The organism is Pseudomonas sp. PSPC3-2, assembly GCF_049897085.1.
Lineage (GTDB): Bacteria > Pseudomonadota > Gammaproteobacteria > Pseudomonadales > Pseudomonadaceae > Aquipseudomonas > Aquipseudomonas paraveronii.
Genome location: NZ_JAFCVO010000005.1, coordinates 116,512 through 137,356 on the forward strand (window position 1 = coordinate 116,512; position 20,845 = coordinate 137,356).

Annotated in this window: 19 protein-coding genes; 18 read left to right on the top strand and 1 reads right to left on the bottom strand. The window is 61.6% G+C overall.

All coding sequences use genetic code 11. The features are described from left to right. Position 1: 1 nt before the first annotated feature. The 14 genes from waaC to ACP7CJ_RS10715 all read left to right on the top strand — a co-directional run bounded on the left by waaC (position 2) and on the right by ACP7CJ_RS10715 (position 14,606). Positions 2-1,063 carry a lipopolysaccharide heptosyltransferase I gene (gene waaC, locus ACP7CJ_RS10650; protein ID WP_426100441.1) on the top strand — a complete coding sequence of 354 codons (1,062 nt, stop codon included), beginning with the start codon at positions 2-4 and terminating at the stop codon, positions 1,061-1,063. After that, the gene (locus tag ACP7CJ_RS10655) at positions 1,063-2,187 is read left to right on the top strand and encodes a glycosyltransferase family 4 protein (RefSeq protein WP_276196006.1); all 1,125 of its coding nucleotides are present in this window, start codon (positions 1,063-1,065) and stop codon (positions 2,185-2,187) included. Before waaC ends, ACP7CJ_RS10655 begins: the two co-directional genes overlap by 1 nt. Beyond that, complete coding sequence (rfaP, locus tag ACP7CJ_RS10660) at positions 2,184-2,990, top strand: lipopolysaccharide core heptose(I) kinase RfaP (protein ID WP_276196007.1); 807 nt, start codon at positions 2,184-2,186, stop codon at positions 2,988-2,990. Before ACP7CJ_RS10655 ends, rfaP begins: the two co-directional genes overlap by 4 nt. Beyond that, positions 2,990-3,724 carry a lipopolysaccharide kinase InaA family protein gene (locus tag ACP7CJ_RS10665; RefSeq protein ID WP_276196008.1) on the top strand — a complete coding sequence of 245 codons (735 nt, stop codon included), beginning with the start codon at positions 2,990-2,992 and terminating at the stop codon, positions 3,722-3,724. The genes rfaP and ACP7CJ_RS10665 overlap by 1 nt, the downstream gene beginning before the upstream one ends. Continuing rightward, complete coding sequence (locus ACP7CJ_RS10670) at positions 3,721-4,473, top strand: lipopolysaccharide kinase InaA family protein (protein WP_426100439.1); 753 nt, start codon at positions 3,721-3,723, stop codon at positions 4,471-4,473. The genes ACP7CJ_RS10665 and ACP7CJ_RS10670 overlap by 4 nt, the downstream gene beginning before the upstream one ends. Then, positions 4,473-5,924: a lipopolysaccharide kinase InaA family protein gene (locus ACP7CJ_RS10675; RefSeq protein WP_276196012.1), complete on the top strand. Its 1,452-nt coding sequence runs from the start codon at positions 4,473-4,475 to the stop codon at positions 5,922-5,924. The genes ACP7CJ_RS10670 and ACP7CJ_RS10675 overlap by 1 nt, the downstream gene beginning before the upstream one ends. Positions 5,925-6,019: 95 nt before the next feature. Next, positions 6,020-6,376, top strand: coding sequence for a YceK/YidQ family lipoprotein (locus tag ACP7CJ_RS10680; RefSeq protein ID WP_276196013.1), 357 nt, complete (start codon positions 6,020-6,022; stop codon positions 6,374-6,376). A gap of 142 nt (positions 6,377-6,518) precedes the next feature. Continuing rightward, complete coding sequence (locus tag ACP7CJ_RS10685) at positions 6,519-8,276, top strand: carbamoyltransferase family protein (protein ID WP_426100437.1); 1,758 nt, start codon at positions 6,519-6,521, stop codon at positions 8,274-8,276. Further along, complete coding sequence (locus ACP7CJ_RS10690) at positions 8,260-9,390, top strand: glycosyltransferase (protein WP_426100435.1); 1,131 nt, start codon at positions 8,260-8,262, stop codon at positions 9,388-9,390. The genes ACP7CJ_RS10685 and ACP7CJ_RS10690 overlap by 17 nt, the downstream gene beginning before the upstream one ends. After that, positions 9,390-10,286, top strand: a complete 897-nt coding sequence (locus ACP7CJ_RS10695; protein WP_426100433.1) for an antimicrobial resistance protein Mig-14 — start codon at positions 9,390-9,392, stop codon at positions 10,284-10,286. The genes ACP7CJ_RS10690 and ACP7CJ_RS10695 overlap by 1 nt, the downstream gene beginning before the upstream one ends. Continuing rightward, positions 10,283-11,680: a PIG-L deacetylase family protein gene (locus tag ACP7CJ_RS10700; protein ID WP_426100431.1), complete on the top strand. Its 1,398-nt coding sequence runs from the start codon at positions 10,283-10,285 to the stop codon at positions 11,678-11,680. The genes ACP7CJ_RS10695 and ACP7CJ_RS10700 overlap by 4 nt, the downstream gene beginning before the upstream one ends. 11 nt (positions 11,681-11,691) lie before the next feature. After that, positions 11,692-12,660: a glycosyltransferase family protein gene (locus tag ACP7CJ_RS10705; RefSeq protein ID WP_426100429.1), complete on the top strand. Its 969-nt coding sequence runs from the start codon at positions 11,692-11,694 to the stop codon at positions 12,658-12,660. Between the two features lie 52 nt (positions 12,661-12,712). After that, on the top strand, positions 12,713-13,474 hold the full coding sequence (locus ACP7CJ_RS10710) for a glycosyltransferase family 2 protein (protein ID WP_426100427.1): 762 nt from the start codon (positions 12,713-12,715) through the stop codon (positions 13,472-13,474). Between the two features lie 46 nt (positions 13,475-13,520). After that, positions 13,521-14,606, top strand: a complete 1,086-nt coding sequence (locus ACP7CJ_RS10715) for a glycosyltransferase (protein WP_426100425.1) — start codon at positions 13,521-13,523, stop codon at positions 14,604-14,606. On the opposite strand, the gene ACP7CJ_RS10720 is transcribed toward ACP7CJ_RS10715, so the two are convergent. After that, positions 14,595-15,161 (bottom strand): toluene tolerance protein, encoded by a 567-nt coding sequence (locus tag ACP7CJ_RS10720; RefSeq protein WP_276196023.1) that lies wholly within the window; start codon positions 15,159-15,161, stop codon positions 14,595-14,597. The two genes, ACP7CJ_RS10715 and ACP7CJ_RS10720, sit on opposite strands and share 12 nt — an antisense overlap. Before the next feature lie 148 nt (positions 15,162-15,309). Between ACP7CJ_RS10720 and ACP7CJ_RS10725 the strand changes: the two genes are divergently transcribed. From ACP7CJ_RS10725 to ACP7CJ_RS10740, 4 genes are all read left to right on the top strand, one after another. Further along, a complete protein-coding gene (locus tag ACP7CJ_RS10725; RefSeq protein ID WP_276196025.1) occupies positions 15,310-16,488 on the top strand; it encodes an O-antigen ligase family protein in 1,179 nt (392 codons plus the stop codon). Positions 16,489-16,497: 9 nt separating this feature from the next. Further along, positions 16,498-18,306, top strand: a complete 1,809-nt coding sequence (gene msbA, locus ACP7CJ_RS10730) for a lipid A export permease/ATP-binding protein MsbA (protein WP_426100423.1) — start codon at positions 16,498-16,500, stop codon at positions 18,304-18,306. Between the two features lie 127 nt (positions 18,307-18,433). Further along, the gene (gene hldE / locus ACP7CJ_RS10735; protein ID WP_276196027.1) at positions 18,434-19,858 is read left to right on the top strand and encodes a bifunctional D-glycero-beta-D-manno-heptose-7-phosphate kinase/D-glycero-beta-D-manno-heptose 1-phosphate adenylyltransferase HldE; all 1,425 of its coding nucleotides are present in this window, start codon (positions 18,434-18,436) and stop codon (positions 19,856-19,858) included. Further along, entirely contained in the window at positions 19,851-20,786 is a 936-nt protein-coding gene (locus tag ACP7CJ_RS10740; RefSeq protein ID WP_276196028.1) for an NAD-dependent epimerase/dehydratase family protein, read from the top strand. Before hldE ends, ACP7CJ_RS10740 begins: the two co-directional genes overlap by 8 nt. Positions 20,787-20,845: the final 59 nt, after the last annotated feature.

Consider the following 20,845-nt stretch of genomic DNA (forward strand, 5'->3'; position numbering starts at 1 on the left):
GTTGCGGGTACTGGTAATCAAGACCTCATCCCTGGGCGACGTGATCCATGCGTTGCCGGCACTGACCGATGCGGCGCGGGCGATCCCGGGCATCCGGTTCGACTGGGTGGTGGAAGAAGGCTTTGCCGAGATCCCCACCTGGCACCCGGCGGTGGACAAGGTGATTCCGGTGGCGATACGCCGCTGGCGCAAAAACCTCTGGCAAACCTTCAAAAGTGGCGAATGGCGGCGCTTCAAACAACGTATCCAGTCGACCAAATACGACCTGGTGATCGACGCCCAAGGCCTGTTGAAAAGTGCCTGGCTGACTCGCTACGTGCGTGCCCCGGTGGCCGGTTTCGACAAGCATTCGGCCCGTGAACCGATCGCGGCGCACTTTTATTCACGGCGCCTGGCCGTAGCCCGTGGGCAGCATGCGGTGGAGCGCTTGCGCCAACTGTTCGCCGTCGCCCTCGGTTATGACTTGCCCAAGGCCTTGGGCGACTACGGCCTGAGTGTCGACAAGCTGCTCGGCCTGCCGCCGAAAAAACCCTTTGTGTTGTTGTTGCACGGCACCACCTGGGACACCAAGCACTGGCCCGAAGCCTACTGGCGCGAGCTGGCAGAACGCATGGGCCGCCTGGGCGTGGACGTGAAGTTGCCGTGGGGCAATGCCGCCGAAAAGGCCCGCGCCGAACGCCTGGCCCACGGCTTGAATAACGCCGAGGTGCTGCCCAAATTGAACCTTGCCGGCGTCGCCCGTGTTCTGGCTGGCGCCCGCGCCTGTGTCGCGGTAGACACCGGCCTCGGTCACCTGGCCGCGGCCTTGGACGTGCCGACCATTTCCCTGTTTGGCCCCACCAACCCTGGCCTGACCGGCGCCTACGGCAAGCGCCAGATTCACCTGGCCAGCGACTTCCCGTGTGCGCCCTGCCTGCAAAAGCAATGTACTTATCAACCCACGGCCGACGATCTGCGTCGGTTCGACCTCAAGCGCGAATCGCCCCTGTGCTTCACGCGGCTAAACCCCGAGCGTGTGGCGAGCCGGCTGAGCACGTTGTTACTGGCCGAGGAGATGCACTGATGCAACTGGCGTTTATTCTGTACAAGTATTTCCCGTTCGGTGGCTTGCAACGCGACTTCATGCGTATCGCCCTGGAGTGCCAGCAGCGCGGTCATCAGATCCGTGTCTACACCCTGATCTGGGAGGGCGATGTGCCGCCCGGCTTCGAAGTGCTGGTGGCGCCGGTCAAGGCGCTGTTCAACCATCGACGCAACGAAAAACTCTACGCCTGGATTCAGGCCGACCTGGCCAAGCGCCCGGTGGACCGCGTGGTTGGCTTCAATAAAATGCCGGGGCTGGACGTTTACTACGCCGCCGACGGCTGCTTCGAAGACAAGGCGCAAAACCTGCGTCACTCGATGTACCGCTGCTTTGGCCGCTATCGCCACTTTGCCGAGTACGAGCGCGCGGTGTTCGCCAAGGACGCCAAGACCGAAATCCTGATGATCTCCGAAGTGCAGCAGCCGCTGTTCATCAAGCATTACGACACCCCGTTGGAGCGCTTCCACCTGCTGCTGCCGGGCATTGCCCAGGACCGCCGCGCACCACCGAACGCTGCCGAAATCCGCGAAGGTTTTCGCCAGGAATTCCACCTGGCCGACGATGACCTGCTGCTGGTACAGATCGGCTCGGGCTTCAAGACCAAGGGCGTGGACCGCAGCCTCAAGGCCCTGGCCGCGTTACCGGCCGAGCTGAAAAAACGCACGCGCCTGCTTGTCATCGGCCAGGACGACCCCAAAGTATTCCAACTGCAAAGCGCTACTCTGGGGCTGGGCAATAACGTGCAGTTCCTCAAGGGCCGCAGCGATATCCCGCGTTTCCTGTTGGGCGCCGACCTGTTGATTCACCCGGCGTACAACGAAAACACCGGCACCGTTCTGCTCGAAGCTCTGGTGGCCGGTTTGCCGGTGCTGGTATCGAAAGTGTGTGGGTATGCCCATTACATCGCCGAAGCCGACAGCGGCCTGGTGCTGGATGAGCCGTTCGAACAAGCGCAGCTCAATGAGTACCTGTCCCGTATGCTCACCGACACTGCACAGCGCACGGCCTGGAGCCGCAATGGGTTGGCCTTTGCCGAGACGGCCGACCTCTACAGCATGCCGCAGTGCGCTGCGGATGTGATTCTGGCGGAGCCAAAACGATGAAGTTGATTCTTGCCGAACCGTTCAAGACCTTATGGGACGGGCTCGATGCCTTTGCCGAAGTCGAGAAACTGCAAGGCCAGGTATTTCGCGAACTGGCGGCGCGTCGCACATTGCGCACCGAGGTTGAGGGTCGCCCGTATTTCGTGAAGATCCACCGGGGCATCGGCTGGGGCGAAATCTTCAAGAACCTGATCACCGCCAAGTTGCCGGTGCTGGGTGCCGGCCTCGAGTGGGCGGCTATCCATCGCCTGCAGGACCTCGGCGTGCCGACTATGACTGGCGTGGCTTTCGGCGAAAAGGGCAACAATCCGGCCGATCAGCACTCGTTCATCATCACCGAAGAATTGGCGCCGACCATCAGCCTGGAAGACCTGGCCGTCAACTGGGTCGCCGAACCGCCGTCCCCTGCGCTGCGTCATGCCCTGACCGCGGAACTCGCGCGCATGGTCGGTGACATGCACCGGGGCGGCGTCAATCACCGCGACTGCTACCTCTGCCACTTCCTGCTGGACACTTCACAGCCGATCGATGCGCGCAACCTCAAACTCTCGGTCATCGACCTGCACCGCGCCCAACTGCGGGCCCATCTGCCGCTGCGCTGGCGCGATAAGGACTTGTCCGCGTTGTATTATTCGGCACTGGATATCGGCCTGACCCGACGCGACAAACTGCGCTTCCTCAAGGGCTACTTCCGCCAGCCGCTACGCCAGATCCTGGCCGAGCAATCGGCGTCGCTGGACCTGATGCAACGCAAGGCCGACAAGCTCTATGCGCGCAAACAACGTTACGGAGATGCGCTCTGATGGCGGGTTGGAACCTGGAACCCGCATACGCTGGCCTGGCGAATGATTTTGGAAGCCTTGAAGCGGTGTTCGCCCTGCAAGGCGAGCGGCTGACCCGCGACCCGCTGTCGGAAGTGATCCGGGTGGAGCGTGGTGGGGTCAATTATTACGTGAAGCGCTATGTCGGTGCCGGCAAGGGCCTGCGCCGCTACCTGGGCAAGCCGCGGGTGAAGTCCGAATGGCAGAACCTCAAGCGTTTCGCCAAGTGGGGCATTCCCACTGCCGACGTGGTCGCTTGGGGTCTGGAGCGTAATGGCCTGGCGTACGCCCGGGGTGCGCTGATCACACGTGAGTTGCCCAGGACCGAGGACTTGTCGGTGCTGGCCGAGCGCAACGATGTGCGCCTCAAAGACCCTGCGTGGGTCGATGCGGTCAGCCGCCAGCTCGCCGAATACACGCGTACCCTGCACGATCATCACTTTACCCATAACGACTTGAAATGGCGCAACCTGCTGATCGATGATCAGCGCACCCTGTACCTGATCGATTGCCCCAACGGCGACTTCTGGCGCGGGTTCTGGCTCAAATACCGCATCACCAAAGACCTGGCCTGCCTGGACAAGGTGGCCAAGTATCACCTGTCGGCCACCCAGCGCCTGCGCTTCTACCTGCAATACCGCGAACGCGCGCACCTGAGTACGTCGGACAAGCAGCGAATTCGCCATGTGGTGAAGTTTTTCGAGGGACGTGAATGAGTGATTTCCTGGCGGCCGAAGACCGCGCCCTGCTGGAGCGCAACGGCCTCGCCCACTTCGATGCCCTGTGGGCCAAGCAACTGGACGCGGTGGACGAGCCGAACACCAGCCATGGCGGCTGGAGCAGCGTGTTTCGTCTGGAGCTCGACGGCTGCGGTTATTACCTCAAGCGCCAGAGCAACTACCTCACGCGCAGCTTGCACCGACCGTTTGGCGAGCCGAGTTTTTCCCGCGAGTTTCGCAACATCAGTCGTTATCGCACGTTGGGCATCCCGGCCTTGCAGGCGGCGTTCTACGGTGAGCGCAAAGTCGCCGGCGAGCACCGCGCAATGCTGCTGACCCGCGCCCTGGACGGCTGGAATGACCTGGACTCGTTGCTCGAGCAGTGGTCGCAACTGAGCGACGCCCAGCATCGTGCGATCCTGCTGGCCTGCGGCCAATTGGCGCGCCGCCTGCACAGCGTGGGTCAGGTCCACGGTTGTTTTTACCCCAAGCATATTTTCCTGCGGGCCACCGGTGACGGTTACACCGCGCAGCTGATCGACCTGGAAAAAACCCGTCCGCTGCTGTTTGGGTGGCGTGACCGGGTCAAGGACCTGGAGCCGCTGTTGCGCCGTGCGCCGCAGTGGTCGGATGCGCAAATTCGTCACCTGCTCGCGGTATATCTGGAGCACCCTGAAGACAGCCCGCTGGTCGCCACCTGGCAGCAGCGCCTGACCGCTCGCCGCAGTCACAAGGAGAGCCGCTGATGCGTTTATCCGCGCTGAAAAATGCCGGCCGCACACCGAGCCTGCCGATGACGATCGAACTGGCGGACGCGGCGGGCCCCGGCCAACTGCAATTGCTCAGCCTGTTGCGCGTGCTGCCGGGCCAGCGCTATGTGGGCGCGGCCGTTTGGCGCGGTCGCGCGGTGTTGGCCAAGTTGTTGGTGGGCAGCAAGGCGGCGCGGCATTTTCAGCGTGAGCTCAAGGGCGTGCGCCTGTTGGCCGAACAAGGCCTGACCACGCCGCTGCTGCTGGCCGATGGTTTGCAGGAAGGCGAGGGCGGCTGGCTGCTGTTTGAGTTTATCGACGGCGCCGAAAGCCTGGCCGATGCCTGGCAGGCGGTCGAAGGCTTGCCGCCGTTGGCCGATGAGCAGACCGCCGTGCTCGCTGAAGCGCTGGGCGCGATTGCCCGCATGCACGCCAAGGGCCTGTGGCAGGAAGACCTGCACCTGGACAACCTGCTGCGCCAGAGCGGCAAGCTGTACCTGATCGATGGCGGCGGGATCTGTGTGGAACAGGCGGGCCAGCCGCTGTCGCGCAACCGGGTGCTGGAAAACCTCGGGGTGTTTTTCGCTCAGTTGCCGAAAAACCTCGCACCGTTTACCGAAGAATTGCTGGTGTATTACTTGCTGAGCAACGGCGAGCACGCGTTACCGCTGGAAGCCCTGGAGAAGCAGGTGCGCAAGGTCAGCAACTGGCGCCTGAAGGACTTCCTCGACAAGGTCGGCCGCGAATGCACGCTGTTCAGCGTGGTGCGCGGCGCGTTTGGCTTGCGTGCGATCCGTCGCGAGGAAGAACCCGCGATGCTCCCGGTGCTGGAGCAGGCCGATGCGTTGCTCGACCAGGGGCATTTGTACAAGACCGGCGGTGCGGCCAGCGTGGCCAAGGTCGAGGTGGCCGGCCGCCCGCTGGTGATCAAACGTTACAACATCAAGGGCTTTGCCCATTGGCTCAAGCGCTTCTGGCGCCCGAGCCGCGCCTGGCATTCCTGGCGCGAAGGCAATCGCCTGGCGTTCCTCGGCATTGCCACGCCCAAGCCGCTGGCCGTGCTGGAAAAACGTTTTTTCTGGCTGCGCAGCCGTGCTTACCTGGTCACTGAATACCTGCCAGGGCCGGACATCATCGAACGCTTTGCGCCGTATGTGGAGCAGGGCGACGCGCCTGAAAACGAACTGCTCGCGCTGGACCATCTGTTCGCCGAGCTGATACGCGAGCGCATCAGTCATGGCGATTTCAAGGGCCACAACCTGTTCTGGCACGACGGCCGCTGGGCGTTGATCGACCTGGATGCGATGCATCAGCACAGCTCCGTCGCCAGCTTCGCCGCGGCGTTTGCCAAGGACCGCGCACGCTTTATGCGTAATTGGCCGCAAGGCAGTGCACTGTATCAGGTCATCGATCAGCGCTTGCCGAGGGAGATCGGCGCTGCCGGTTGAAGAAGGCCTTCAATCCCATCGCGAGCTTGACCGCTTCGGATCTTTCTTGCACGGCGCGTCGGCGTGTCGGGTCTGCGGTATCAAAGGAGTGTTTCGTGAACCATGGAACCCAAGTGCTGCTGGCCGCAACCCTGCTGACGCTCTGCGGTTGCGGAACGATCAACACCGTCTTTCGCCCGGACGCCGTCGCCAGTCAGAACCTCAAGGAATCTCGCAGCTACTGCGAGAACATCCCGCGCATCTACAGCGGGGTGATCTACGGGTTTTGTACGCTCAATGCCGAGCCCGTCCCTGAAAAAAGCCTGAATGAGCGAGCCCTGTCGGACCACGAGAACAATGCCTTCCCGATCATCGCTATCGAGTTCATCGGCTCCAGCGTGCTGGATACGCTGGTCCTGCCCTATACGATCTACCGTCAGAACAAGGACGGCAGCATCGAGATCTTCCGCTGAGCCTCCTTGATGCTTGCCGCTAACAGCTTCCCCCTGCTTTTAAGCTATAATCCCGCCCTTTAGCTGTTTCCTGCCCAGACGGGAAGCACACTTTTTTCAGGCGCAGCGCGCCTGCATGCAGACTAAAAGAGGCTAGACCCCTGTGGCATTGACGATTCTTGGCCTGTCCGGCGCCCTTAGCCATGATCCTTCCGCAGCCCTGTATATCGACGGCAAGCTGATTGCGGCCGCCGAGGAAGAACGCTTCGTTCGCGACAAGCATGCAAAGCACCGCATGCCCTACGAATCAGCGAAGTTCTGCCTGGAACAGGCCGGTATCAAGCCTTCCGACGTTGATGTGGTCGCGATCCCGTTCGCACCGATCAGCCTGTTCGGTGAAGCGCGTTGGCACTATGCCAAGCGTTACTGGTACGCCCCGGACCGCGCCCTTGACGCGATCCTGATGGGCAACCGTCGCTACAAGCGCTACCGCAACAAGATCGTCTGGTGCCTGGAGCAACTGGGCTTCGATCCGAAGAAAATCAAGATCGAGCCGGTTGAACACCACTTGGCCCACGCCTCCAGTGCCTACCACTGCTCCGGTTTCAAGGAGAAAACCGCGATCCTGGGGATCGACGGCAAGGGTGAGTACGCCACCACGTTCTTTGGCTACGGCGAAAACGGCAAGATCCACAAGATCAAGGAATTCTACGATCCGGACTCCCTCGGCGGCCTGTACGGCGCGGTCACCGAGTTCCTCGGTTTCGAGATGCTCGACGGCGAGTTCAAGGTCATGGGCATGGCGCCTTATGGCGATGCCAGCAAGTACGATTTCTCGCGCCTGGCCTCCTTTGAAAACGGCGAGCTGGTGATCAACACCGACTATGCCAACGTCATCGGCCTGCGTCGCTACAAAGAGAAGGGCAAGGGTTTCTACTTCTCGCCGAAGCTGATCGAGTGGCTGGGTCCCAAGCGCGAAGGCGACATCGCCGATGAGCCTTACATCCACTACGCGGCGAGCATGCAGGCGCTGTTCGAGAAGCTGTCCCTGCAGATGATCGACTACTATCTGGGCGACGTCCTCAAGGAAACCGGCAAGCTGGCCTTCGCTGGCGGCTGTGCGCTGAACGTCAAGCTGAACCAGAAGATCATTGCCCGTAACGACGTGAAGGAGCTGTTCGTGCAGCCGGCGTCCGGCGATGCCGGCACCGCCGTGGGCGCAGCCGCTTACGTGTCCCACGCCCGTGGTGTGCCGGTGGAGAAGATGGAGCACGTCTATCTCGGCCCGTCCTACAGCAACGAAGACGTGATCGCCGCCTGCGCCAAGCACCCGAGCAAGCCGAACTGGCGCAAGATCGACAGCATGCCTAAACGCATCGCCAAGATCATGGTCGACGGCAACCCGGTGGCCTGGTTCCAGGGCCGCATGGAGTTTGGCCCGCGTGCTTTGGGCGGTCGTTCGATCATCGGTTGCCCGAGCGCCACCGGCGTGGCTGACCGCATCAACCATCAGATCAAGTTCCGCGAGCGCTGGAGGCCTTTCTGCCCCTCGATGCTCGACACCGTGGCCCCGCTGATGATCAAGGTCGATCACCCGGCGCCGTTCATGACCTTCACCTTTGAAGTGTCGGAAGAGTGGAAGGCCCGCGTACCGGAGGTGGTCCATGAAGATGGCACGTCCCGCGCCCAGGTGCTCAAGCGCGAATACAACCCGCGCTACTACGACATGATGAAAGAGCTGGAAGTGCTGACCGGTAACGGCGTGTCCCTGAACACCTCGCTCAACCGTCGTGGCGAAGCGATGATTTGCTCGCCGACCGACGCGCTGAACATGTTCTTCGGTTCCGATCTGCAGTACCTGATCATGGAAGACATCCTGGTGGTCAAGGACGGCGTGGACCCTTATGACGCGATCGGCTGACCGCCACATTCTGCAGTTCTGCCACGGCTATGACGGGCCGTTCCTGGACTGCGCCCGGCAGTACGCTAGTTTGTTTGCAGGCACCGGCTACAAGGTGACCACGGTGTTTCTCACCGGGGTCGCCGATCCCGAAGTGGCCGCTGGTTGCGCATCTGATGAAGTGTTGTTCATGGAATTCAGCTCCAAGGCCATTCGTGGCCTGAAGCTGGGCGCCATCGGCAAGCTGCGCAAGATCGCCGCGTCGCGCAACTTCAGTTTCTGCATTGCCCACCGTTTCAAGCCGATCTATATCGCGTTGCTCGGCACGCGGCTGCCAGTGATTGGCGTGCATCACGCCTTCGGTGACTACCAGCGCCGCAGTCGCAAGCTGTTTGCCGGGATTTTCCGCAAGCGCCTGAGCCTGCTGGGGGTGTCTGACGCGGTGCGTGACGACATGCGCCGCTGCCTGCTAGCGTGGCCGACGGCACGTATCCAGACCTTGTATAACCGTATCGACGTCGAGGCCATGCAGGCCAGCCAGGTGCCCGTGCACGAGGCGCGCGCTGCGCTGGGGTTGTCGCCGTGCGAATGGGTGGTCGGCAATGTCGGTCGCCTGCATCCGGACAAAGACCAGGCCACGCTGCTCAAGGGCTTTGCCCTGGCGCTGCCGCACTTGCCGGCCGAAAGCCGCCTGGCGATCCTCGGCAGCGGGCGCCTGGAGCAAGACCTCAAGCACCTGGCGCATGAGCTGAACATCGCCGACAAGGTGCTGTTCCTCGGCCAGGTGCCTGAGGCTCGCCGGTATTTCCGGGCCTTTGATGTGTTTGCCCTGAGCTCCGACCATGAGCCTTTCGGCATGGTGCTGCTGGAAGCCATGGCGGCCGGCGTGCCCTTGCTGGCCACGGCCTGCGGCGGGGCGAAGGAAGTGGTCGAAGGTGTCGGTATCCTGTTTCCCTTCGGCGATGCCGAACATCTTGCCCAGGGTCTGCAGCATCTGGCGGCGATGGATCACCACCAGCAACTGCAGTGCGCCGAGATGATGCTGGAGCGCCTGCGCACGCGCTTCTCGGATCAGGCGGTACGCGATACCTTCTGGCAATTGCCGCACGTTATTGAACTGACCGCGGGGGCTTGATGCTCAATCGATTTCAAGGCTGGCGCGAACGGGGCTGGTCCGTCGTTGACGCGCCTTTCTACAACGAGGCTTGGCAGCGTTTTGGCGGCAGTGTCGCCACCCATCCCCAGGTGATCGAGCGCTTGGCGGGGCTGGCCGACATCCCGGTGCGTTACCTGGCCTGGGAGCAAGAGGGCGCACTCAAGGCATGCATCGCCACCTGGGGGCGGGACCTGGCGTTGTCCAAGGATGTGCTCAAACGACGGGGCAAGAAGGGCCTGTTCGACCTGGGCAATGCCGAGTTGATCCTGCCCGCCGCACCTGACGCCCAGGCGCCCTTGCGGCACCGCGCCCGTTACCTGTCGACCCTGAACGAAGGCCGCTTCAGCGGCCTCAAGCCCCAGGCCGAGCAACTGGCCATGGCCCGTACCCCGGAAGAACTGTCGAAGAAATTCCGCTACAACCAGCGCCGCGAACTGCGCCTGCTGGAAGAGGCCGGTGGCGTGGTGCGGCCGGTGAGTGAGTTTTCCAGCCAGGAACTGGCGGCGATCTACTGCGATTTGTTCCTGCGGCGCTGGGGTTTTGTCGCTACGGGTGCCGAGCACATGGCCGAGGTGATTGAGCTGCTGCGCGAGTGGCTGATCGGCTCGGTGATTTTCCTTAATGATGCGCCGATTGCGGTCCAACTGGTGTATCGGGTCGAGTCGCCTGAGTGGATCAGCGTGGAATACGTCAACGGCGGCGTCGATCCCGAAACCCGTGCGTTCAGCCCGGGCAGCGTGCTGAGTTTCCTCAACACCCAGAGCGCCTGGGAGCAGGCGCGTGAAGTCGGTAAGCCGCTGCGGTTTTCCTTCGGGCGCGCCGACCGGGAGTACAAGGACCGTTGGTGCAACCCTGTGCCGGTGCTGACCGTATGAGTCGCAAACAGCAACTGCTCAAGCGCCACCGGCGCAACAAGCGCATCGGCGTATTGATCGGCTTGGTGCTGCTGGTGTTGATCGGTATCTGTGTTGCCTGGTGGCTGCCGTTTGTACTCGGCGTGCTGGCCTGGGCAGCCCATGAAGCCTGGTTTGCTGATCACCTGTTCTATGAGCCACGCGAAGATTATCAATACCGTTTTTCGGCGGACGCGCAGCGCACTGATGTTCGCTTCGAGGGCGGGCGACTGCGGGTTGATTCGCCCCTGGAAGCCGATGCGACGTTGGTGTTGGCCGTCAAGGTCAAGAGCGGCTGGCTGGGGCGCTTCCTGGACCCGGCCATTGACGTCCTCGGTGCAGACAGCAGCGACCGGCAGACATTCGAGCGCGGCGTGAATGGCGTCCGTTACCTCAACCTCAGCGGCCTGGCCCCGGCCCTGATGGCAGGCGAACTGCGCCTGCACGGGCGTTTTTGCAGCCTGCAGGGCGCACCACGGCTGTGGGCCTGGGCCACTCCAGATTATTCGGAGCAACGGGTAATGGTCATCGCGCCCCATGCCGACGATGCCGAATTGGCGGCTTTCGGTCTTTACAGTCAGGCCGAGAAGCCCTGGATCGTGACCCTCACTGCGGGCGAAATCGAAGCCGAGCACTTTCAGAAGATGGGCCTGGACTCGGTCGAAGCTGCGCGGATCAAAGGACGTCTGCGCGCCTGGGACAGCATCGCCGTGCCGCGTTGGGCTGGCGTGCCGCAGGAGCATTGCGTGCAATTGGGTTATTTCTGCCTGCAATTGTCGGCGATGCGCGCCGCGCCGGATCAGCCCATCGCTTCGCGCGAGGCGGATCTGTCGGATATCCGCTTGTTTCGCCAATTCAACTCTTTCCCGTTGCCGGCGGACCATGACGGCCTGCCGACCTGGAACAACCTGCTGGCGGACCTGCGCCAATTGCTGCTGACCGCACGTCCCGAGGTGATCGTGTTGCCCCACCCGGTGCTCGACCCGCACCCGGACCATGTCTGCGCGCAGCAAGCGGTGATCGAGGCCCTGCAAGGGCTGGCGTGGCAACCCACGACTGTGTTGGGTTATGCCAACCACCTGCACGACAACGACCGCTGGCCCATGGGTGACGCGGGCGCCGGGATTGCCTTGCCGCCGCTGTTCGACGACACGCTGGAGCTGCGGCCCTGCAGCCTGCCGCTTTCGCTGGCCCAACAGCGCGACAAGGCCATGGCGCTGGGCATGATGCATGACCTGCAGCCCACGCCGCCGCTCAAGCGCCGTGTCCGACGCTGGCTGCAGCGTGTATTGGCGGGTCGTGCGCCGTCGCCCTATGGTGAGAACGAGTTTTTCCGCAAGGCCGTACGACGGCATGAGTTGTTCTGGCATTTGTGAAAGGGAAAGTCATGAAAGTTTTGTTTCTGGTGCAGAAAGAACAGCGCGCCATTCTGGATCGTCTCTACGAAGGCGTGGCCGCGCACTGCGAGTGCGATACGCGCTGGTTGAGCAGCGACGAGCAGCGCAACCTGCGGGCCTACTTCCGCCGTGAAGTCGACGTGATCCGCTATGACCGCATTGTCTTCTTCCTGCGTTTCAAACAGGAAATCCGCCAGGCCGGGTTCATTCGTTCGATCCCTAATCTGGTGATCCTCGAGCACGATGCTTACCAGAACTACATTCCCTGCAAGTACACTGGCAAGTTCAGCGCGCACTACCGCCGTTTGCCATGGGCACGGGTTATCAGCTCCGGCTATATGGTCACCGAGCGCCTGCGCGCGGAAGGCTTTGACGCGGTATTTGTGCCCAAGGGCTACGACCAGGCGCTGTTGCAGGCACCGCCAGTCGAAGAACGGCGCGAGCGCGACATCGAGCTGGCGTTTGTCGGCAGCACCAACAGCGTGGCTTACAGTGGTCGCAAAGCGTTGCTTGATCAGTTGGCACAGGTTGAACCTTTGGTGGTGACACGTACCAAGTCCGGTGAGGAATACTGCGCGACCCTCAACCGTATCCGTTTTTTCATCAGTGCCGATGTGGGCATGGGCGAGTACATGATCAAGAACTTCGAGGCCATGGCCTGCGGCTGCGTGTTGCTGGCGTTCGATCAAGGTGCCGCCGAAAACCAGGCCCTTGGCTTCAAGGACATGGTCAATGTGGTGTTCTACAAAGACATCCCGCAGTTGCAGGAAAAGCTGTCGGTGTTGCGCTCCGACCCGCAGTTGGCGGCAGACATCGCACGTAACGGGCAAGACCTGGCTGTCAGCCAGTTCAGCTTTGCCCGTATCGGCCAGCGCATTGTCGATGCACTCCAGCCACCCCTGCGGCCCCGGGCGCCCTTGAGTTTACTGGAGCGGTTACGTTTGACGATGGGCGTTTGATGGCGGTCAACCTGGCCTAAAATAGTGGCTTTATGGTATCATCGAGGCAGGCATGCAATTCTCCGATCAAAGCAACATAACGCTCGTGGTGACCAGTTGCGGTCGCTTCGATTTGTTGAAGCGTACGCTTGAGTCCTTCGATCTGTTCAATACCGCCGATATACGCGAAGTCTTTATTACCGAAGACTCCGGCGATGAGGCCGTACGCCTGGCGATTCCTGAGCACTGGCGCAGTCATTGCAAATTCTTGATCAACCGCCCGAAACTTGGGCAACTAGCATCCATTGATTTGGCTTACGAGTCGGTCAATACCCCCTACATATTCCACTGCGAAGATGACTGGGCGTTTTATCGACCCGGTTTTGTCGAGGATTCCAAGGTGGTGCTGGAGCTACGTCCCGACATTCTTCAAGTCTGGTTGCGCAACTACGTGTACGACTTGCAGGTGCACAGTCCCTACATCCATCTGGGGCCGCGCGAAGTGATCGGCGGTGTGCCTTGTTATCCCTTGTTGTCCGACAAGCCAGAGTGGCAGGGCTTCTCGCTGAACCCGGGCCTGCGGCGGATCAAGGAGTACCGGTTGTGCGCACCCTATGCAGGGTTCGAGGGTGAAAAGGGGCTTTCCAGGCGGTACGCGCAGTTGAATCTGGGCGCTGTGACCCTGGAAGGCGATGCGGTCCTGCATACCGGCTTCGGCCTGCATGTGGCGACAGCAGAAGAACGCTTGAACAAGGCTCGGCGCAAGCGTCGAGAGCGGATCAAGCTGGTAGCCATGCTGATACTGGGTGTTGGTATCGGCTGGTTGATCCGTTAGTTACGTATGACAAGCCACCACAACGCCGCATAAGGTCATTTTTTCGATGAGTATCCTCAACATCATGTGGGCCGGTGGAACTGCTTACGCCTCGGTGCAGAAGGTTCATCAACAGATACTGTCCCACGTCGTCGGCCTTGCGCCGGGCGACACCTGGCTGCTTCAGGGCAGTGCAGCGGCGGGCGAGCCGGCGCTGGAGTGGAAACTCTCCTCGGCCCAGATCAAGGGCAAACACCTGTGGAAGTTGCTGATGCCGAGGTTGCGGGCGCGTTTTCAAAAGGCGCTGCCCGACGGCTTGGAGGTCGTACTGCTCGACGGCGTGGGCGTCGCCCGGGTGATGCTGCCGATGCTCAAGCGCTTGCCGCAGGTGCGGGCCGTGGTTTTATTTCATGGTGCCACGCGCTTGCGTCGGGCCGACCAGGCGCTGTTCGGGCAGTTCCCGGCGGCGCAGTTGACGCTGGCGGCGGTGTCGCAAACGCTGGCTGACTCGCTTGAGTGTTACCTGCAACGGCCTGTGGCGGTGCTGCGCAGCGCTTTCGACCCTGTCGCTTTTTGTGCTGCCGCGCTTTCTCGGGAGCAGGCCCGGATGCGCCTGGGACTGCCGTTGGACGCTGCGCCGGTGCTGGGTGCGGTCGGTCGGCTGGTCGATGACAAGGGATTTGGTTGTTTGCTGGAGGCATTCGCCGGCGTGTCGCCAGATTGGCCTGATGCGCGCCTGGTGATCGTCGGCGAGGGGCAGGCGAGGTCTGCCCTTGAGGCGCGTATCGAGCAGCTCGGCTTGCAGGGCAAGGTGTCACTGTCTGGTCATCTGTCGGACGCGGCGACGCTTTACCGGGCCTTTGACTGGGTGGCCGTTCCGTCGACGCAAGAAGGTTTGGGGTTGATCCTGCAGGAAGCGGTGATGGCCGGTGTGCCGGTGCTGACCAGTGACTTGGCGGTGTTCCGCGAACAGCTGGCGGATGCGGGCTGGTACGCCCCATCGGGCGATGTGCAGGCCTGGGGCCATCTGATGGCCCATGCATTTGCCACGTCCGCGCGGGAGGTGCTCGCGGCTCAGTCGCGGGCGCTGGCGCCGGAGCAAGCCTGGAAAGACTTCAGTGAAACCTCCCAGCGCCTGTTTTCATGCCGCTAGCAGTGCTTGCTCCAGTGCGGGCATTGGAAAGCGATCGTTCAGCTTCTCGCGTGCAATATAACGCGCGAAGTGCTGCAAGTTGCGTCGTGCGAGTTCCGGGCTAAGGGGGGCGCGCAGAAAGCGCATGTCGGCCACGTCGATCAGCCCCATTTCGTTGTCTGGCGTCACGACAATATTGCCCAGGTGCAATGAGCGGAAGTAGATGCCCGCAGCATGCAATCGACGGATGAGTGCCACCAGCGGGTCGAGGTTCGATTGCCAGTCAAAGCCTTCCTTGTTGGAAATCTGACGCAGGGTTTCCCCCGGCAACGGTCGATACAGCACGGCGGTCATGCCGGGCGCTGCCAGTTGAAAGAATGCAAGAACGGTCAAGGTCGGAATGCCGCGTTGCTGCAGTTGCGCCACGTTGTCGATGAACCGTTTGGAATACGGGCGAAACAGCGCGGACGAAAACAGACGTTTGCGACGAAACAGTTTAAGGATATTCCCGTCGGCCAGCAGGTAGACTTTCGGGCCGTAGCTGTCCTTCTCTAGGACTCTGGCGCCTTCAATCATCGCGGTTAAATCGACTTGGGCAAGCCTTGAACATTGCATTGTTGGAAAGCCTTGTGGGAGTCGCGGGGCACAGTGGTCGGTAATAATGCCGAAAATTTCAGGTTTTAACCATGCCGGGTGGCGGGTTGAACGTATTCAGGAGCGGGTGATGCAGGCAAGTCGTTGGGCGCAGGGATGGATGTTTTTTGGGTTGCTTTGGTTTTTGCTAGCGATTGCCTTCGCGCCGACCAACAAGATTTATCAACAAGGGTTGACCCTGTTTCTCTGGTTGCCGGCCATGGTCTTTGCCTGGTCGGCGCGTGAGCGTCTCAAGGAGGTCTGGCGCGAACAGCGCTGGATGTGCCTGATGGTCGCAGCGCTCGCCGTCTGGGGTGCAGTCAGCCTGACGTGGACCAATGCCGAAGATCCTTCGCGCGAAGCCAAGCGTATGCTGTATATCGGCGTGTTCCTGCTGTTTTTTCCGGTATTCGCCTGTGGCCGTACCGAGCAGGTCATTCGCGTGATGCAGTGGGGTGGTTTCGGGCTCGCCTTGTCGTCGCTGCTGGCAATCATCAAGTTTTATGGTCTTGAGCATAATGATTGGAACGCCCGTCTCAGCGGGTTGGGGCAATTGGATCATCCGATTCTTGGCGCCTACGTGATTGGCCTGGCGGCAGTCTGGCTATTGCACTGGTTGCCGCGTGGTCGCTGGATGCAAGTGGCGTGGGTCTTGTCCATCGCGCTGCTCGGTCTGTTCGTGGTGCTCAGCCAAAGCCGCGGGGCCGCACTGGCACTGCTGCTGACGGTCGTGGCCATGCCCGCCTGGTGCCGTGACCGTCGTTCCGCAGTGATTGCCGTCGTCGCGGTCGTGGCCGCGCTGGCGGTGTTCTTTGCCATGCAATCGTTGATGCTGGCCCGTGGTGTCTCCTACCGGCCACAGATATTTATGGCCGCCTTGCAGATGATCGCCGAGCATCCGTGGGCCGGCCTGGGCTTGGGCGGTGATTACAAAGTCTTTGCCGATAATCTCTACTTCGACCACGCCCACAACCTGTTCACCCACGTGGCCATCGAATTGGGCCTGCCGGGGCTGCTGCTGTGGTGCGGGCTGTGGTTCGGTGTGTTGTGGCAAGCCTGGAAGGCCCGCGACACTCTCTATGGCAAGGGCATCATAGGCATGTGGGTGTTCTCGTTCCTGGCCATGCAGTTCGATGCTGCAAGCCTCACGGGTACGCCACGGGCCGAGTGGTTCATCTCGTGGTTGCCGATTGCGCTGGCCAGTGTCTTGGTCTGGGCTCGGGCCAAACCCGACGCTTGTGATAAAGTTCGTGTCTTATCCAATCAGTGAGCTCGACACATGAGTGACGCACCGCCCAAAGCGGACCAGGAATCCAGCCTGAAAATCTATTTCAGGCTGCTGGGCTATGTGAAACCGTATATCGGCATGTTCGTGCTGAGTATCGTGGGCTTCGTGATCTTTGCGTCCACCCAGCCCATGCTCGCCGGGATACTCAAGTATTTCGTGGATGGCCTGAGCAATCCCGATGTGGTGTTCCTGCCCAATATTCCGTTGTTCAAGGACCTGAAGTTGCTGATGGCCGTGCCGCTGCTGATCATCCTGATCGCCGCGTGGCAGGGCCTGGGGTCTTTCCTGGGTAACTATTACCTGGCCAAGGTTTCCCTGGGACTGGTGCACGACCTGCGGGTTCAACTGTTCAACAAGCTGCTGGTGCTCCCCAACCGCTATTTCGATACCCATAACTCCGGGCACCTGATTTCGCGCATCACCTTTAACGTCACCATGGTCACCGGGGCGGCCACGGATGCGATCAAGGTCGTGATCCGCGAAGGTCTGACGGTGGTGTTTCTGTTCGGTTACCTGCTGTGGATGAACTGGAAGCTGACCCTGGTAATGCTGGCGATCCTGCCGATGATTGCGCTGATGGTCGGCAGCACCAGCAAGAAATTTCGCAAGCAGAGCAAGAAAATCCAGGTGGCGATGGGGGACGTGACCCATGTGGCCTCCGAGACCATCCAGGGCTATCGTGTGGTGCGCAGCTTCGGTGGCGAAAGCTATGAGCAGCGTCGCTTTGCCGCCGCGAGCCAAGGCAACACCGATAAACAACTGCGCATGAACAAGACCGGTGCGGTCTACACCCCGATGTTGCAACTGGTGATCTACACCGCCATGGCCGCACTGATGTTCCTGGTGCTGCTGCTGCGCGGTGAGGCCACGGCGGGTGATCTGGTGGCGTATATCACCGCTGCCGGTCTGCTGCCCAAGCCGATCCGCCAACTGTCGGAAGTCAGTTCGACCATCCAGAAGGGTGTGGCGGGCGCCGAAAGCATTTTCGAGCAACTGGACGAAGAGCCTGAAGTCGACAAAGGCACAATCGAACGCGACAAGGTCAGTGGCCGCCTGGAAGTGCGTAACCTCAACTTCACCTACCCCGGCACCGAACGCCATGTGCTCAAGGACATCAGCTTTACCGCTGAGCCTGGGCAGATGATTGCTCTGGTGGGACGCTCGGGCAGCGGCAAGTCGACCCTGGCCAGCCTGATTCCGCGTTTCTACCACCATGAACACGGTGAAATCCTGCTCGATGGTGTCGAGATCGAAGACTACAAACTGCTCAACCTGCGCAAGCACGTCGCCCAGGTGACCCAGCACGTGACCCTGTTCAGCGACACCGTGACCAACAACATCGCCTACGGCGACCTGGCCGGCGCGCCACGGGCCGACATCGAAGCTGCCGCGATGGATGCCTACGCCAAGGACTTCATCGACCAGTTGCCTAAAGGCTTCGACACCCAGGTCGGCGAAAACGGCGTGCTGCTGTCCGGCGGTCAACGCCAGCGGCTGGCAATTGCCCGCGCCTTGCTCAAGAATGCGCCGCTGCTGATTCTCGACGAGGCCACCTCCGCCCTCGACACCGAGTCCGAGCGCCACATTCAGGCGGCGCTGGACAAGGTCATGCAAGGCCGCACGACCCTGGTGATTGCGCACCGCCTGTCCACCATCGAGAAGGCTGACCTGATCCTGGTGATGGACGACGGTCGTATTGTCGAGCGCGGCACCCACGCCCAATTGCTCGCACTGAACGGCTATTACGCCCGCCTGCATTCCATGGGCCTGGATGCACCCGTGTCGGCGGATATCACCTGACAAGCCGGGTGAGGCGGGCAATCCGCCTCACCCAGGTTCCTGCAACATCTTCTGTCACACCCCCACAAGCCTCTTGTAACCCTGTGCTAATATCGCGCCCCTGTTCATTTTGTATGTGGGTTGCTCCATGAAGTTGTCCATGCCGCGATTCGATCAAGCCCCTGTCTTGGTGGTCGGCGATGTCATGCTCGACCGTTACTGGCATGGCGGAACCTCACGGATTTCCCCTGAGGCGCCGGTACCGGTAGTCAAGGTCGAGCAAATCGAAGACCGTCCAGGTGGCGCTGCCAACGTTGCCCTCAATATTGCCGCCCTCGGCGCCCCAGCTTCCCTGGTGGGCGTGACCGGCGACGACGAAGCCGCCGACAGCCTGGCCAACAGCTTGCGCGGTGCTGGCGTGCGCGCGTTGTTCCAGCGCATTGCCCATCAGCCGACTATCGTCAAGCTGCGGGTCATGAGCCGTCACCAGCAACTGCTGCGTATCGATTTCGAAGAGCCCTTCGCCACCGACGCCCTGGCCCTCAGTGCGCAGGTCGATGAGTTGCTCGAAGGCATCAAGGTGCTGGTGTTGTCCGACTACGGCAAAGGCGCCCTGAAGAACCACCAGATGCTGATCCAGGCCGCCAAGGCTCGCAATATCCCGGTGCTGGCCGACCCCAAGGGCAAGGACTTTTCGATCTATCGCGGCGCCAGCCTGATCACGCCGAACCTCAGCGAGTTCGAAGCCATCGTCGGCGGTTGCGCCGATGAGCACGAGCTGGTGACCAAGGGCGCGGCGCTGATGGCCGACCTCGACCTGGGTGCCTTGCTGGTGACCCGCGGCGAGCACGGCATGACCTTGCTGCGCCCAGGCCACGCGGCGATGCACCTGCCGGCGCGGGCCCGTGAAGTATTTGATGTCACCGGCGCCGGCGACACCGTGATTTCCACCCTGGCTGCCTCCATCGCGGCCGGGGAGGAGTTGCCCCACGCTGTGGCCCTGGCCAACCTGGCGGCGGGCATCGTAGTCGGCAAGCTCGGCACCGCCGCGATCAGCGCGCCCGAACTGCGTCGTGCGATCCAGCGTTCCGAAGGCTCGGAGCGTGGCGTGTTGAGTCTCGAGCAATTGCTGCTGGCGATTGACGATGCGCGGGCCCACCACGAAAGCATTGTGTTCACCAACGGCTGCTTCGACATCCTGCACGCCGGCCACGTGACTTACCTGGAGCAGGCGCGCGCCCAAGGCGATCGCCTGATCGTCGCGGTCAACGACGATGCGTCGGTCAGCCGCCTCAAGGGCCCGGGTCGTCCGATCAACAGTGTCGATCGACGCATGGCAGTCCTGGCTGGCCTGGGCGCGGTGGACTGGGTAATCAGCTTCCCGGAAGCGACCCCGGAAAACCTCCTGGCCCAGGTCAAGCCCGACGTACTGGTCAAGGGCGGCGACTATTCCGTCGATCAGGTGGTAGGGGCCGACATCGTCAGCGCCTACGGCGGCAAGGTCAAAGTGCTGGGGTTGGTCGAGAACAGCTCGACCACCGCTATTGTCGAGAAGATCCGCAACAATGAGTGAAGCCAAGAAGCGCGTCCTGATCACCGGCGGTGCTGGCTTCATCGGCTCGCACCTGGTCGATGCATTGCTTGCCAAGGGCTACGCGGTGCGGGTGCTGGATAACCTGTCCACCGGCAAACGCAGCAACCTGCCGCTGGACAATCCTCGTGTCGAACTGCTGGAAGGCGATGTGGCCGACGCCGATCAGGTGGCGCGTGCCGCCATCGGCATGACGGCGGTGGTGCACCTGGCAGCGGTGGCTTCGGTGCAGGCGTCGGTGGATGATCCGGTCAGCACGCACCAGAGCAATTTCGTCGGCACCTTGAATGTCTGCGAAGCCATGCGCAAGGCCGGGGTCAAACGCGTGGTGTTTGCTTCCAGCGCCGCGGTGTATGGCAACAACGGCGAAGGCGCTTCGATCGACGAAGAGACCACCAAGGCGCCATTGACGCCCTATGCCTCCGACAAGTTGGCCGGTGAGCATTACTTGGATTTCTACCGCCGCCAGCATGGCCTGGAGCCGGTGATTTTCCGCTTCTTCAATATCTTCGGGCCGCGCCAGGACCCGTCGTCGCCGTATTCCGGCGTGATCAGCATCTTCAGCGAACGTGCCCAGCAAGGCTTGCCGATTACCGTGTTCGGCGATGGCGAGCAAACCCGCGACTTTATGTATGTGGAAGACCTGGTGGACGTGTTGGTGCAGGCCATCGAAGCCGCCGACGCGCCTTTGGGGGCGATCAACGTCGGTTGGAACCGCACCACCACCCTCAAGCAGGTGCTGCAGGCGTTGGAAGAAGCGGTGGGCGCGCTGCCTGCCGTGACCTACGGGCCGGCGCGGTCGGGGGATATCCGCCACTCGCGGGCGAATAATCAACGGTTGCTGGCCAGTTTCAAACTGCCCGAGCCCACACCGTTGAAAGTGGGGCTGGAACGTTTGCTCAAGGCTTGATCGTTTGCCCTGTATCTGTAGGCGCGAGCAAGCTCGCTCCTACAGTTTTTGGTGTCGGT

Coding starts and splice junctions, on each gene's coding strand:
- ACP7CJ_RS10655 (WP_276196006.1), top strand. CDS start 1,063: ATGCAACTGGCGTTTATTCTGTACAAGTATTTCCCGTTCGGTGGCTTG.
- rfaP (WP_276196007.1), top strand. CDS start 2,184: ATGAAGTTGATTCTTGCCGAACCGTTCAAGACCTTATGGGACGGGCTC.
- ACP7CJ_RS10665 (WP_276196008.1), top strand. CDS start 2,990: ATGGCGGGTTGGAACCTGGAACCCGCATACGCTGGCCTGGCGAATGAT.
- ACP7CJ_RS10670 (WP_426100439.1), top strand. CDS start 3,721: ATGAGTGATTTCCTGGCGGCCGAAGACCGCGCCCTGCTGGAGCGCAAC.
- ACP7CJ_RS10675 (WP_276196012.1), top strand. CDS start 4,473: ATGCGTTTATCCGCGCTGAAAAATGCCGGCCGCACACCGAGCCTGCCG.
- ACP7CJ_RS10690 (WP_426100435.1), top strand. CDS start 8,260: ATGACGCGATCGGCTGACCGCCACATTCTGCAGTTCTGCCACGGCTAT.
- ACP7CJ_RS10695 (WP_426100433.1), top strand. CDS start 9,390: ATGCTCAATCGATTTCAAGGCTGGCGCGAACGGGGCTGGTCCGTCGTT.
- ACP7CJ_RS10700 (WP_426100431.1), top strand. CDS start 10,283: ATGAGTCGCAAACAGCAACTGCTCAAGCGCCACCGGCGCAACAAGCGC.
- ACP7CJ_RS10705 (WP_426100429.1), top strand. CDS start 11,692: ATGAAAGTTTTGTTTCTGGTGCAGAAAGAACAGCGCGCCATTCTGGAT.
- ACP7CJ_RS10710 (WP_426100427.1), top strand. CDS start 12,713: ATGCAATTCTCCGATCAAAGCAACATAACGCTCGTGGTGACCAGTTGC.
- ACP7CJ_RS10715 (WP_426100425.1), top strand. CDS start 13,521: ATGAGTATCCTCAACATCATGTGGGCCGGTGGAACTGCTTACGCCTCG.
- ACP7CJ_RS10720 (WP_276196023.1), bottom strand. CDS start 15,161: ATGATTGAAGGCGCCAGAGTCCTAGAGAAGGACAGCTACGGCCCGAAA.
- ACP7CJ_RS10725 (WP_276196025.1), top strand. CDS start 15,310: ATGCAGGCAAGTCGTTGGGCGCAGGGATGGATGTTTTTTGGGTTGCTT.
- msbA (WP_426100423.1), top strand. CDS start 16,498: ATGAGTGACGCACCGCCCAAAGCGGACCAGGAATCCAGCCTGAAAATC.
- hldE (WP_276196027.1), top strand. CDS start 18,434: ATGAAGTTGTCCATGCCGCGATTCGATCAAGCCCCTGTCTTGGTGGTC.
- ACP7CJ_RS10740 (WP_276196028.1), top strand. CDS start 19,851: ATGAGTGAAGCCAAGAAGCGCGTCCTGATCACCGGCGGTGCTGGCTTC.